A 13,136-nucleotide genomic window follows, 5' to 3' on the forward strand; every position below is an offset into this window, starting at 1 on the left:
GTAACCATCGCGGCTCCGGCACGAATACTCTGGAGAGAGCCCGATGGATTGGATTCTGACCTGCAAGGCACTGATTTTGGGTTTGGTGGAAGGCTTGACCGAGTTCTTGCCCGTTTCGAGCACGGGGCACCTCATCGTCGTGGGTAGCCTGCTTGGTTTCAATAACGACGACGGCAAGACCTTCGACGTGGTGATCCAGCTGGGCGCCATCCTCGCGGTGTGCTGGGAGTTCCGCCGCAAGATCGGGGATGTGGTCGCCGGACTGGCGTCGAAGCCGGATGCGCGGCGCTTCACGGCGAACGTCGTCATCGCCACGTTGCCGGCCATCGTGCTGGGGCTGCTGTTCGGGAACGCCATCAAGGCCGTGCTTTTTTCTCCCGTATCGGTGGCCTTTGCGCTCGTTTCGGGCGGCGTGATTATTCTCTGGGCGGAATCGCGTCAGCGGGAACGCCGGGCCGTAGCGGCCGCTGCAGGCGCGGCGCCAGGTGGCAGCGCTGCGGCCGGCGTCATCGCTCAATCGGAGGCGCGTGTGCAGTCTATGGACGAACTCACGGCCACAGACGCACTCAAGGTAGGCTGCGCGCAATGCGCTGCACTGATTCCGGGCATGTCCCGCTCGGGCGCCACGATTATCGGCGGCATGCTGTTTGGACTTGACCGGCGCGTCGCCACGGAGTTTTCGTTTTTCCTCGCCATTCCGGTCATCTTCGGCGCCACGGTCTACGAGCTGTACAAAGGCTGGCACGCGCTGTCAGCGAATTCGCTCGGCCTGTTTGCCCTCGGCTTTGCCGCTGCGTTCGTCAGCGCGTTTGCCTGCGTGCGGTGGTTGTTGCGCTACGTCGCCGCGCATGACTTCACGGCTTTCGCGTGGTATCGCATCGGCTTCGGGCTCGTGATCCTGCTGATCGGCTATAGCGGCGGCCTCGATCTGGGCGAATGACGCGGACGTCGCGTGGCCCCCACGCGTGCGCGGCCAGTGTGTTCCGTCAGTCCGCGCGACGCCTGAAAATCAGATCCCACACACCATGACCCAGCCGCAGTCCGCGGCGTTCGAACTTCGTCACCGGCCGATAGTCGGGGCGCGGCGCGTAGTCCGGCGCGGTGTTTTCGAGCGTGGGCTCGGCGCTCAGCACCTCCAGCATTTGTTCGGCGTAGTTCTGCCAGTCCGTTGCGCAATGCAGGTAGGCGCCCGGCTTCATGCGTGAGGCGAGCAGGGCGACAAAAGGCGGCTGAATCAGCCGGCGCTTGTGATGGCGCGCCTTGTGCCATGGATCGGGGAAAAAGATGTGCACGCCGTCGAGGCTGCCGGGCGCGATCATGTGTTCCAGCACTTCGACCGCGTCGTGCTGCACGATGCGGATGTTCGTCAGCTCGTGTTCCCCTATGAGCTTCAGCAGCGCGCCTACGCCAGGCTCGTGCACCTCGACGCCGAGAAAGTCGTCGCCGGGACGATGCGCTGCGATTTCGGCTGTGCTGTTGCCCATCCCAAAACCGATCTCCAGCACGCGCGGCGCCTTGCGTCCGAAGACGACGTCCCAGTCCGGATGCTCGGCCGCATACGGCACGACAAAGCGCGGGCCCAGTTCGTCGAGTGCGCGGCGCTGGCCCGTCGAAACACGGCCAGCCCGCGTCACGAAGCTGCGGATGCGACGGCGGTGAAGCACATCGCCGGTTGCATCGTCCGCGGACGGATCAGGCTGCGGAGCTTCAGCGGACAGGTTTGCGTCAGGCGTGTTGCCGGGCAGTTCGGCGTCGTTCTGGTCGTGGATCATCGTGTGAGACTGCGTGTCTGGGACTGCGGTGAGCGTATGAGGCAGGATTCTGGCGTCGCGTTCGGCCGCGGGAGCCCGTGGGGCGCGATAGCGAAAGACCGGCGGACGGAGCAACGACGAAAGGCGGCGTGTTGAGCGATGCACCGAAGCGCGATGCCGCGACCGTAGTTGACGCAGCGGATCGCAGCAGGTCGCCTGGCTGGAAAGCGCGCAAGGCGTACGCCAAATCGCAGTTGCGGGATGCGTCGCGTTGCTGCGGTTCATGCCACATGGCGAATCGCCCGCTTTTGCAGCGGTTGCCCGATTTCCATCAGCCCGCTCGCCGATCGCATCGAGGAGCGCCGGTACTTCGTCACCCATCTCTGCGCGATTCCACACTGTCGCGCCATATCGGTGGCGCCGTGTTCGTTGGTTTCGCAGGCGCGGATTATAGCAGCGCAGCCAGGCGGCCCTTGAACCAAGGGTCGCCTGGAATGTGTCGGCAGGAAGGGGGCCGCGGGGTCTGCTGGCGGCCAGAAAACAACGATCTCAGAAGCGGTAGCTCGCGCCGATCTGGACGATCGGATAGAAGCGGTAGCGCTGCACCGAATCGCGAATCTTTTGCTCTTCCCGCTGGATGTCGCCGTCCGCGAGCGCCTGCAGGTCGGGCGAGACGCTGAAGTCGACGCGCGGCCGTCCGTAAGCGACGCCCACATCCGCCACGAGCCCGAAGCCCTTGGCGGTCGGCTTGTGACCGAAGCCGATGCCCAGGTATGGCATCGCGACCGGGTACTTCACTGTCGTGTTCGCGTAGGCGCCGGGCAGCGCCGGGTAGGTCTTGCCGTTGAACGAGAACGTGCCGTTGGTCGGCACTGCGTTGCCTTGGAGCCGGTCGGCATCCAGAAGCAAGCCACCGGTCAGACGGAACGAACTGCTCGCGAACGGGAACAGGTCCAGATAGCCGCCGCCATGCAGGATGCGCAGATGCCCGTCGAACTCGTTGCCGCCTGCGTTGAACGAGTGACTGAAGGCGAAGCCGTTGACGTCGGCATGCAGGCCGAGCCAGTGGGTGACGCCGACTGCGAGGCCGGCGCCGCCACCTTGCGTGCCGCCTTGCAGATAGACTTCTTGTGCCGCGACAGGGCCGGCACAGAGCGCGCCGCCGAGTACGACAGTCGCGAGCGTGATCAGAATCTTCAAAGAACTTCTCCAGACGAATTGCGCGGTCAATGCAGTGCCACGCAACGAGACTGTAGAGAGAGTCGCCGTAAAGCAATGCGTGGATAAGGGGGGCGTTGAGGGCGTAATTCCGCGGCAGTTGTGCGGCACCTGGGCGAGCCGCGTGTTGTGATGTTGTCCGAAACATTTAGGGCTCGGCCCCAGCCGGCGTAGGCGTCGTGGCAACTCCGCTTTCGTGCCGCCGCAAGGTAGAACTTGCCGGTCAGCGCGGTGGTTTCTCGCGCGCAACCTCGGTATTGCCATCACGTTGCAGTGTGGCGCGGAATCGCTCGCGATATTGCATCGGTGTCGCGCCGATGCGCCGCATGAAGACGAGCCGCATGCGGTCCGAGGTGCTGAATCCGCAGTCGTAGGCGATCGTTTTCAACGCGGCATCCGTGCTCTCCAGCAGCTTGCGCGCCGAATCCATGCGCGCGCGCTCGACGAACTCGTGCGGCGTGATGTTCGTCTGCTGGACGAACACGCGCGCGAAGTGGCGGGCGCTCATGCCCGCAATTTGCGCGAGTTCGCTCACCGTGAACGATTCCCGGATGTGCGTCATCACGTGAGCCAGCACCTTGGCGACGGGCGATGTGTCGTCGGCAGGGGCCGTGAGGTAGGGGCTGAACTGCGACTGGCCGCCCTGGCGCTGCGCGAACACCACGAGCCGCTTCGCAACGGCAAGCGCAAGCTGCGGACCGTGGTCTTCGGCGACCAGAGCAAGCGTGAGGTCGATGCCGGCCGTAATGCCCGCGGACGTCACGAGCGGCCCGTCGCGCAGATAGATGCGATCGAAGTCCACGCGCGCTTGCGGAAACTGCTCGGCCAACTGTTGCGCGTGCTGCCAGTGCGTCGTGACATGGCGGCCTCCGAGCAGGCCGGCGCGGCCTAGTGCAAATGCACCTGTGCAGATGGAGCCGTAGCGGTTGCAGCCCGCGGCGACGCCGGAAAGCCATTCCGTAACGCCGGACGGTGCATCGCCTCGCGGCAGCGCCGGGCCGCCGGCCACGAGCGCGAGATCGAAGCGGCGCGGCGCGCGCGCAAACGTGTCGTGAGGCGCAAGCGTAAGGCCGTTGGAGGCGCGGACGGCGCCTGCGGTATCGGCGAGCAGCATGACGTCGTAGCGGTCTTCGGGCGCGAGAAACGCGTTCGCCTCGCCGAGCACGTCGACCGGGCCCGCGACGTCGAGCGCCTGCACGCCTGGAAAGATCGCAATCGCGACGGTGCGCATGAGGAAGAGTCCTTTGGGTTCTATGGCGCCGGCTCAATTCGCCGCGACGCGCGCATCGGCACTCGCCATCGCGGCGCGCACGGCGATGCGTGCGGCAGAAGACAACGTGCGTTTGGCAGTGTCCGGCGGTTCGCCGGCGTTGCCCGAGGAGGCCCGTACACCAATACTCGGTGGCATGGAAGTTCGCTTCCGGCGGGCAACGATGCACGAGCATAGCAAAGCCACTGGCGTCGATACGCGCCGGCACGCGCCTCGATTCCCGCACGGGCGCCTGCGCCCATGCCTACATCGAGCAGGGGGCGTTACGTCCTTCGTACGTGGCTGGATACGTCAGGCCACCGTCACAACTTGTCCGCGTCATCCGTACGACATGCGCGGGCTCATTCTCATCGAGGTTCCATATGACACAGACGATTGCCGGCATCAAGATTCCCGACAGCGCGATGGCGCGCGAAGCGACCGAACTCGTGCGCGACACGGAAACGGATCTGCTCTTTCATCACTCGCGCCGCGTGTTTCTGTTCGGCGCGCTGACGGGCGAGCGCAAAGGGCTCGCCTACGATCCCGAACTGCTCTACATCGGCGCGATGTTTCACGACATGGGGCTTGTCGAACCCTACAGCAGCAAAGACGAACGCTTCGAGGTGGACGGCGCCAACGCGGCGCGCGATTTTTTGCGCCGCCACGGTATCGGCGCCGCGGATATCGACGACGTCTGGGATGCCATCGCGCTGCACACCACGCCGGGCATCCCGAAGCACAAGCGGCCGGTGGTCGCGCTCGTGACGGCGGGAGTGGAGATGGACGTGCTCGGGCTCGCGTACCACGACTTCACGGACGAGCAGCGCCACGAGGTGACGCATGCGCATCCGCGCGGGCTGGGGTTCAAGGAGGGGATCATCCACGCGTTCGCGTGCGGAACGATGCACAAGCCGGAAACCACGTTCGGCAACGTAAAGGCAGACGTGCTGGCGCTCAAGGACCCGCACTATCACCGCGAAAACTTCTGCTCGATCATTCTCGGCTCGGCCTGGAAGGATTGAGACGCCCTGGACGGGCCGTCGGCGCGGCCTGCGCTTACAGCGATACGATGACGCGCATCGGCGTGGGACTGCCGAGTTCGAATTCGCGCGTGCGGCCGGCGCGCACGTCGAGCAGCAGGCGGTCGATCTGATTGACCGCCGCGCGCATGCGCTGAGCCTCCGTGGTCGACGACGAATGGTCGGCCTCGGCGAGCATCGATTGGCGGGTCTCGACGAGCAGGGAAATTGCACGCGAGCGCGACATGAAGAAGCGTTCCATCTGTGCAGCCACGCGAACGAATACGGGGAAAACGGATATTAACCGTACACAGACAATTGAGCCGCGTGGAAATTCCCAGCTGGGCAGGATGTGCCGCGTCACGACGCACGTGGTGTGGCGAACGCCCGAGGCGCCGTCGTTCGGCGATTGCCTGATTTGATCGGAATCGGAGTTTGGCAGTTGGGAGCGCGGATACCGCTGCTGCCGGGAGAGGTGCTGGCCGGTGTGGCTACCAGCAAGGCCTGTGGTGCCTGGTGGAGCGGGCGATGGGAATCGAACCCACGTCTCCAGCTTGGGAAGCTGAGGTAATGGCCATTATACGACGCCCGCAGAACGCGCAATTCTACAGGGGTTTGGGTGGGGATGGCAAGCGGGGCGTTTTGGCCGGTGGCAGCGAAACTGGCGTGGCTGCTTGATGGAGCGGTGGCATCGCCGAGAATGGTTGCCAATCGTCAAGGATCGGCCCAAAACGGTCCGTCAACGCAATTTGCTCGACTGATGGAATCCGCAAATAGCCGGGGCGATTCCGCCCGGGCCAGGGAGCAACTAGCCGGTAGCGCGCTTGCCGGCGAGCCGTCGTGTGGACTCTCTTGGCCAACCGGTCACGAAGTACTAAAAATTGCGCGTCGTGATTGGTTAGACTATAACTAAACGGCATTCGACCAAGCACAGACAATCGAATCCGGCAAAGACACCCGAAGCGATGTCACTAGCAGACAGACTTCAGGAAAAACCACAAGAGAGACCATTATGAAGTTCGAGCTTCCGGCAAACCACGGGTTGTCGGTGGAATCTGTCGAATCGCTTGTCTTTCGTGACGGCACTGAATATTCCCTTACAGACGTTCAATTTGCTGCGCTCGATGCCGGGGTCGGCCGCGGTGAAAGCGTATTGATCGTTTCTCCAACGTCTACCGGGAAGACGCAGGTCGCGCTTTGGGCCATCGCGCATGGATTGGAGAACAACTGCCGAACGGTGTACCTGCTGACGCATCGTGCTTTAGCAAGGCAGAAGTTCGAAGATTTTCGAGAACAGTTGATCGAGAGTCATCTGGACGGCGATCTTACGTCGTTGGTAATTGCAACGGGTGACTACGTTGAAACAGCCGACGGCAGCGTACCCAAGAATCCTCTCGACGCGCCTCTGCTCGTCGCAACGTACGAGAAATATCTCGCGTTATTATCAGCGAATGGTGTGCCGTCTGATATGAGCTCCACGGTTGTTGTTTGCGACGAAATCCAACTCATCGGTGACGAGCATCGTGGGCAGAACGTCGAAGTGTTGCTCACGTTGCTTAAGAACGCCGGGTGGCGGCAGTTCGTCGGGCTTTCCGCTGTGCTTCAGGCGAATGATGCGCGAGATCTCGCTCATTGGCTCGGAGTGAAGTTGGTTTCAGCGGACCATCGTGAAAAGCACTTGAGATATGAATGCTGGACCAATCAGGGGATATTTTCGGTGGAGACTAACTCCCCCGAAACGATCGTGCAGTCGACAGCGACGGGATCGAGCAGCCTCAATCCTCTGGATGTCTTAGCGGTGCTTCTACGGCAAGAGCCGGCAGTCCGCCCGATCATCGTTTTCTGTACGAGCCGCAAGCAAACCTATGATTTCGCTGCAGCGTATTTCAAGTCGATAACCAAACCGATTGCAGGCCAATTGTCGCTTGCCTTTGATCAGCTTCCTGTTACTACAGCGAATGCATTGTTGGCGCAGTACTTGCCGCATCGGTTTGCTGTTCACAGCTCAGATCTGACCGAGGAAGAGCGCACTATTATCGAGCAACACCTGCTGAGCGGACAGCTTGACGTCGTCTTCGCCACGACAACATTGGCGGCCGGCGTTAATTTTCCGTTGGGTGCTGCGATCATTTTCTGGGAGCGATGGAATAACGAGCTGCGGGGGCGCGAGCCTATCTCTGCTGCCGAGTTTCATAACATGGCTGGGCGTGTTGGCAGAATGGGGTTCGACCATGACCACGGTCGAGTGATTTTCTTGGCTTCGAGTGATCAACAGATTCGTGCTTCTAGGCAATATCTGGACCTTGGCAGTTTGCCCCCTCTTCAGTCTCGGATAGGCCCTGGTGGATTTGATCAGCTTGCACTTCAGCTGGTTGCGTCGGGATTGTGCAAGTCGAGGGCGGAGGTCGATGTGCTCGTCAAATCCACGTGGAGCGGGCTCAGAGAGGAAGACAGGAACACCGCTGCGTTTTCTACGTGGTCGTCGCGCCTAGGAGAATCGATCGACTATCTAAAGCAGGAAGTGTTGCTGATCGAAGCGACCTCTGGACGACTTGTTGCGACGCCGTTTGGAAAAGCCGTCGCTCACTCGGGATTGTTACCGGAGACCGGGGTAGCGCTCATGCGTCATCTGGCGCATCAGGCGGATACTCTTCCAGAGTACCTGCCTGGCAGTCAGCGAACGCCTGACACTGACAAGCTCGCCTTTCTCGTCACCTCGGCGTGTTTTAGTTCCCCGGAATTCAAGGGCGGGCCACGCGAGACACGCACGAGACACTTGCCATATCAGCTTGAAGAACCGTACTTGATAGATGCGGACGCGTTCAGCAAAGAACTTATGGAGCCCGTATGGCAAGCCGATCCAGCGCCGGTCAACGCCGCCAAGATTACAGTGGACTGGATTAACGGCGCTGAACTCCGGGACATAGAAAATTCGCTAGACGCGCTTCGTGCCGGTAGTCTGCGCGACATGTTTCGGAACGTATGCTGGGTGTTGAGCGGTGTCGCCTCCATTGTCGAGGCTGTCACAGACGCCCGAACGCCAAATGCATTGCGGCCACCGTATCTCACGATTCCCAATAACCAACTCGCGAACCTTAGGAAGCTACCGCGATATTTTCGCCGATTGTCACTCAGAGTGGCAGAAGGGTTGCCGGACGACGTGTTGTGGATGACCTGGTTGAATAACCGCGACGCCGCGTTCAGATTAACGCGGGGAGAGATACTGGCGCTCAGACGTCACGGCTTCACCTCTTTAGATCAAATAATGCAGGGAACGCCCGAGGCCGACCAAGTTAGGCTAGCGGTATTCGACGCCATAAAGCCAACTCCGCACACGAAGGCGAACTGGTTGCGCGATGCTTCGCGACAATGGAAGCAAGAGCAGCGTCGGCGAACAGCAGAGCGACACGCTACGCGTGCAAAGCATTGCCCCCATGCACAACATGTCGAAACTTACTATACCTCCCGAGGTACTGACTTTGAAGCGGCGTTTGAAAAGGCTATGCAGTTGCTTAATATCAAATTTCAACGCCTTGACGATAGGGCCGTGACGGGCGCTCCTGACTATCTTCTGGAGCTCTCGGATTCTCCGCCTCTCATTCTCGAATTGAAGTCGAAAGTTAATGATAAGCTGGTTGACTACAACTCGGCAGTCGAAGTCTTGGCCGCGTCAGAGGTTCACGGATACAAAGAGATATTTTGCGTAACGCTCTGCCATCCTGGTGTGGATCCTAGTGTGCCGAGTGTGATCAACGCGTGCGGCAGATTGAGTGTGGTCGAAAGTCATGACCTAGGCGAGGCGCTTCTTCGGGTGTGCGAGGGCAACCTTACGCAGGCTCAGCTATGGCAGTGGCTTGCTACACCTGGCCAAGCGAAAGCCGATGATCTTCCGTTCAGAACTTATCCGTAGAACCATATCGCGGGGCGCACGTGTGCTCGCTGGAATAGCGGTAGCTTGCTGTCAAGCTGGTGCGGAATTCGATCAGCCGGTCTTCCGGTACTACATAAGATAGGGCGACCTAAATCCGAACATGCCGACAATCTACTGCGATGAAGCTGGAAATTCGGGCGCGAACCTGCTCGACAGGGATCAACCGTTCTTCGTTCTCGCGTCTAACGATTTTTCGAGAGATGAGGCGGTGGCGCTACTAGAGCATGTTAAGTCGCCGCAGGGGGCAGAGCCGAAGTTCACGGCACTCAAGAAATCAGGTGCCGGGGTTGCAAAGCTCATCCGCTTTCTTTCTGATCCCCGACTCAACGAAAATCGTGTCGTTGCCGACGTGTTCGACAAGCGATTCATGATCGTTACGAAAATGGTCGACCTAATTGCAGAAACACTCGTTCATCGGATAGGGGGAGACCTCTACGAGCGCGGCGCAAACATCGCCATGTCGAACATGCTGCACTATTGCATGCCTGTTTTCTGTCGCGAAGAGAATACTGATCGATTCCTGCAGTCCTTCGTCGAACTTGTCCGTCAAAGAGAAGAAGCGCAGATATCCGCGTTTTATGATGCTGGAAAAGCGATGGTGGAGGCTTCGACGAACGAAAAGTTTAAAGAGGATCTCATGTATTTTACCGAGCCTCGACTGTTCTCGCTGTGGTTCAGCGAGGAAATTACCCCGCAGGCTCTCGACCCGGCGATTCCTGCGTTATTTGGCCACATTGCCACCTGGGGGGCAAGGAAAGACGAAAGATTCGAGGTTGTTCACGACTCGTCTAAACCAATTCTCGCTTCCCAAGCAACGTTTACCAACATGATGGCCCTCTCCCATGAGGAGTCGGTGCTGGTGGGTTACGATCGACGCAAGTTTCGCTTTCCGTTGCGAGCAACGTCGCTGTCGCAAGCCGATTCAAGGGAGCACCCGCAACTTCAGGTTGCCGATCTGTGCGCGGGACTTATCAATCACTTCAACAAATGCAATTTGGTTGGTGAACTTGATGACTTGGCCATCGCTACCCGTGAATTGCGAAGACTGGACTGGGTATTTGACGCGGTGATTCCAACGACTGACGTCACACCTGAAGCGCTTGGCACCGAGGAGGTGGGAGGCATCAATCCGGTGGATGGCGTTATCGACTATTTGTCGCAACGGACCACACGAACCGAGTAAGGCGGACGGCGCTATGTGAGCCTTCGCAACTTCCACGGCGAGCGTTGAATGCGTCACGGTCAGCGATGCACGCGTCGTATTAGTATGATCGCGGCGACAGATGCGCGGGGCCGGGATGTGAATTGACTTCGTCTGTCAAATTCGGTTGATGGAGTTTGCTAATCCGAGCCGGGCATATCTTGTTGTCTTGGCCGGACGTTTGCCCGGATAGTCGTCACATGGACGACATTCAATATCCCAACGATTTGACCAGTGAACAGATACAGGCGCTGGTCGAATCCATCCAGGACTGCTTCGGTAATGATTTCTCGCGGGCCGAGTTCACGAACCATCTGCTGGCACTGCTAGAAGACGTGCCGGGATTCGAGATCGGCGATGTTTCTGCATCGCTGATCGAGTCAGCGTGGGGCATCTACTCGGGCGGTCGCTCATGAGCCGGCCGCTATTCCCACTCGGCCAAGTTGTTGCGACGCGCGGCGTAGCGGCCCATCTTGAACGCCACCGCATCTCCGCTTTTCTGTACCTAGACCGTCACGCTCACGGCGATTGGGGCAGGGTGCCTGCCGAGGACGCACGGGCCAATCACCGTGCCGTCGTGCATGGAACGCGCATCTTGTCGAACTACGACATTGCGGACAAGTACGTCTGGATCATCACTGAGGCAGATCGGCACATGACAACGCTGCTGTTTCCGAGCGAGTATTGAGCATGAGAGGCAAGCATCGCATCGCGCCTGAAATGGCGATGCCGGACCTGATCCGCCGTCCGCTGCGCGACTTGATTACGGGGTTGGCGCGAGTTCCCACGACACTGTCCGGCGAACCAGACTACTCCGAAACTGATCCAGCCGTGCTAGTTGACCTCGCGGAATCGGCAGAACTGGTGCTTCAGATCGTGCAGGAGGGACTGGCTTCGATCGGTTTGCTGTACGCACACACGGCGAACCAGATCGCGGAAGGGAACGTCAATGCCGCGCATGCTGTCGCCATTGGCCGTCTTCAGGTCGAACTCGGGGAACTGCTTCCTTGCATCTATCGGTTGTCGTCGGAGTGCCGACGCTACACGGCGGACTACGTGGGCGATTAGATCACTTGCGCCGCGTCGCCTTCACTGGCTCGACCTCGAACGCCAGCATGTCGCTCGGTGCCACGTTCAAGGTTTCGGCTAGGACGCAGATATTGTATAGCGCGATATTCCGTTGGCCGCGCTCGATCCCGCCGACATACGACCGCGCCAAGCCCGATTCGAGGGCGAGTTTTTCCTGCGACCAGCCTTTCGCCTTCCGCAGTTCCACCAGCCGTTTTCCGAACAATTCGAGCGGGTCGTAATCCATCGTTGGATGTCCATGAACATCCGGTGGAGGGTATGGATTTGACCTTTATGAAGCCACTCTCTATAGTGACACGCACTATGAGTGACAATTTGGGGTGGCGGCATGTCGCCATGCCATCAATGGTCGCCGGAAAATTACAGAAAGCCAAACGGGGTGACGGGAATGATCAAGCTGGAAATCAGTCTTACAGGAGCGGGGCCGGACGAAGCTCGTCAGCTGGAAGCTGTGCTGCGGAAGGTTCTTGCCGAAATGAAGCCGCAGTTGAAGGGTATTGAGGCGACCATTGCCGCAACTCCTGTCGCAGATCCCTATGAATCGACCAAGAAAAAGATCCTCGACCATATCAAGTGGCGGAAGATCGAAACGGCAGAGCGTCTGACCGAAGATTTCTGGGAAGTCGATATCCAGGACTGGTTGAATCCTAAGGACAAGAAGAATCTCTATTCGGCCATCGACTCGTTGTGCAAAGACGGGTATCTCGAACCCGGCGCGGATCGACGTACATATTATCTGACGAACTTCGGCTACAACGTGATCTACTGACAAAAGGCGAGGCCAGTATGTCGCACGATTCGAAGAACGGCTTATTCGCGATGATCGATCGCCTATGGCGAGCGTTCGTAGCAATGTATTGGGTAGCAGTAATGGTGCTGCTCCCTATCGTAGCGGTGCGCGGTTTGTACGTCGCGTATCGCAGAAAACGTGCTGCCACGGACAAGCACGAACGGCGCTATTGGCGTAACGAAATCCTGTTCAACTGGTGCCTGCTGTACGGGACCGTAGTGGTCTATTACCACATCTTCCAAGACATCCTTTTCCTCCCGTTTAGCTTTCAGGCTCAGGCGCGGTTCACCGCCTACTTCGACACAATCATGGGCCTGCCGGCTGCGATTTGGTATGGTGCTTCCGGCCAGAGCGGTGTGTTCGGCGATGACCCGATGGCTCTCCTGATGCCGACGTTCTTCGGCGTCTTCATCGTGTTCCTATGCTCGTTTGCATTGAGCTGGTTGCGCGTGTTCGGCCACGTAGATGAAGCGGGCGACTGGATAGCACCGAATCGAGTCAATCGTGAGCGAATCGCTCAGTTTGAACACGAGGAAGCGCCTTCCCGAGCGCTGTCGAAACAGTGGTACATGCATAAAATGCAACACCCAAGCAATCATCCAGCTTGGGACGAACTGCCCGAAGAGAAGCGACGGAAATTGATCGAGAAATGGGAGGCGGAGAAGGCCGACCTCTGGAGAAAAATCGAAGAGTGTCCTCGGGCATCGTACTTCAGCCGATCGAAGTGACCGAGATCGAGGCGGACATGAAGTTCGGAAAGCTGTTCGAGGGAAAGGTATGGCCGGAGGTGTCGGAGCGGATCGGCGTTATGTCGGTCGATTCGCTCGATCGGCTATGGATACCCGTTGCCGAAGAAGGCGGCTATCTGATCGCAAAGTCGAGAGA

The 13,136-nt window shown here is 59.4% G+C and carries 14 protein-coding genes and 1 tRNA gene; 8 read left to right on the forward strand and 7 right to left on the reverse strand.

What is annotated here, in order from left to right:
• The first annotated feature begins 43 nt into the window (after positions 1–43).
• Entirely contained in the window at positions 44–940 is an 897-nt protein-coding gene (locus tag PKKP23_RS18350; protein WP_017774452.1) for an undecaprenyl-diphosphate phosphatase, read from the forward strand.
• Between the two features lie 46 nt (positions 941–986).
• On the opposite strand, the gene trmB is transcribed toward PKKP23_RS18350, so the two are convergent.
• The 4 genes from trmB to PKKP23_RS33760 all read right to left on the reverse strand — a co-directional run bounded on the left by trmB (position 987) and on the right by PKKP23_RS33760 (position 4,377).
• The gene (gene trmB / locus PKKP23_RS18355) at positions 987–1,772 is read right to left on the reverse strand and encodes a tRNA (guanosine(46)-N7)-methyltransferase TrmB (RefSeq protein WP_126877937.1); all 786 of its coding nucleotides are present in this window, start codon (positions 1,770–1,772) and stop codon (positions 987–989) included.
• A 528-nt stretch (positions 1,773–2,300) separates the two neighbouring features.
• A complete protein-coding gene (locus PKKP23_RS18360) occupies positions 2,301–2,951 on the reverse strand; it encodes a hypothetical protein (protein ID WP_017774454.1) in 651 nt (216 codons plus the stop codon).
• Between the two features lie 241 nt (positions 2,952–3,192).
• On the reverse strand, positions 3,193–4,200 hold the full coding sequence (locus tag PKKP23_RS18365; protein WP_126877938.1) for a GlxA family transcriptional regulator: 1,008 nt from the start codon (positions 4,198–4,200) through the stop codon (positions 3,193–3,195).
• Positions 4,201–4,233: 33 nt separating this feature from the next.
• Positions 4,234–4,377, reverse strand: a complete 144-nt coding sequence (locus tag PKKP23_RS33760) for a hypothetical protein (protein ID WP_161978115.1) — start codon at positions 4,375–4,377, stop codon at positions 4,234–4,236.
• A 224-nt stretch (positions 4,378–4,601) separates the two neighbouring features.
• On the opposite strand from PKKP23_RS33760, the gene PKKP23_RS18370 reads away from it, so the two are divergent.
• Positions 4,602–5,243 carry an HD domain-containing protein gene (locus PKKP23_RS18370; protein WP_017774456.1) on the forward strand — a complete coding sequence of 214 codons (642 nt, stop codon included), beginning with the start codon at positions 4,602–4,604 and terminating at the stop codon, positions 5,241–5,243.
• Between the two features lie 34 nt (positions 5,244–5,277).
• Here the strand turns inward: PKKP23_RS18370 and PKKP23_RS18375 are convergent, their stop codons facing one another.
• Together PKKP23_RS18375 and PKKP23_RS18380 are read right to left on the reverse strand one after the other, a co-directional pair.
• Positions 5,278–5,502, reverse strand: coding sequence for a hypothetical protein (locus tag PKKP23_RS18375; protein ID WP_017774457.1), 225 nt, complete (start codon positions 5,500–5,502; stop codon positions 5,278–5,280).
• Positions 5,503–5,757: 255 nt separating this feature from the next.
• Positions 5,758–5,832 (reverse strand) — tRNA-Gly (locus PKKP23_RS18380).
• Positions 5,833–6,252: 420 nt separating this feature from the next.
• Here PKKP23_RS18380 and PKKP23_RS33765 point away from each other — a divergent pair.
• From PKKP23_RS33765 to PKKP23_RS18405, 4 genes are all read left to right on the forward strand, one after another.
• Positions 6,253–9,150, forward strand: coding sequence for a DEAD/DEAH box helicase (locus PKKP23_RS33765; protein WP_161978117.1), 2,898 nt, complete (start codon positions 6,253–6,255; stop codon positions 9,148–9,150).
• 121 nt (positions 9,151–9,271) lie between these two features.
• A complete protein-coding gene (locus PKKP23_RS18390) occupies positions 9,272–10,354 on the forward strand; it encodes a DUF3800 domain-containing protein (protein ID WP_126877939.1) in 1,083 nt (360 codons plus the stop codon).
• 218 nt (positions 10,355–10,572) lie between these two features.
• Complete coding sequence (locus PKKP23_RS18395) at positions 10,573–10,788, forward strand: hypothetical protein (protein ID WP_126877940.1); 216 nt, start codon at positions 10,573–10,575, stop codon at positions 10,786–10,788.
• Positions 10,789–11,062: 274 nt separating this feature from the next.
• On the forward strand, positions 11,063–11,440 hold the full coding sequence (locus PKKP23_RS18405) for a hypothetical protein (RefSeq protein WP_126877942.1): 378 nt from the start codon (positions 11,063–11,065) through the stop codon (positions 11,438–11,440).
• A gap of 1 nt (position 11,441) precedes the next feature.
• Here the strand turns inward: PKKP23_RS18405 and PKKP23_RS18410 are convergent, their stop codons facing one another.
• Positions 11,442–11,687, reverse strand: coding sequence for a helix-turn-helix domain-containing protein (locus PKKP23_RS18410; RefSeq protein WP_085517517.1), 246 nt, complete (start codon positions 11,685–11,687; stop codon positions 11,442–11,444).
• A 162-nt stretch (positions 11,688–11,849) separates the two neighbouring features.
• On the opposite strand from PKKP23_RS18410, the gene PKKP23_RS18415 reads away from it, so the two are divergent.
• Positions 11,850–12,230, forward strand: a complete 381-nt coding sequence (locus PKKP23_RS18415) for a hypothetical protein (protein ID WP_126877943.1) — start codon at positions 11,850–11,852, stop codon at positions 12,228–12,230.
• 17 nt (positions 12,231–12,247) lie between these two features.
• Positions 12,248–12,979, forward strand: a complete 732-nt coding sequence (locus PKKP23_RS18420; protein WP_126877944.1) for a hypothetical protein — start codon at positions 12,248–12,250, stop codon at positions 12,977–12,979.
• Positions 12,980–13,136: the final 157 nt, after the last annotated feature.

This window comes from Paraburkholderia kururiensis JCM 10599 = LMG 19447, from assembly GCF_003986935.1.
Classification (GTDB): domain Bacteria; phylum Pseudomonadota; class Gammaproteobacteria; order Burkholderiales; family Burkholderiaceae; genus Paraburkholderia; species Paraburkholderia kururiensis.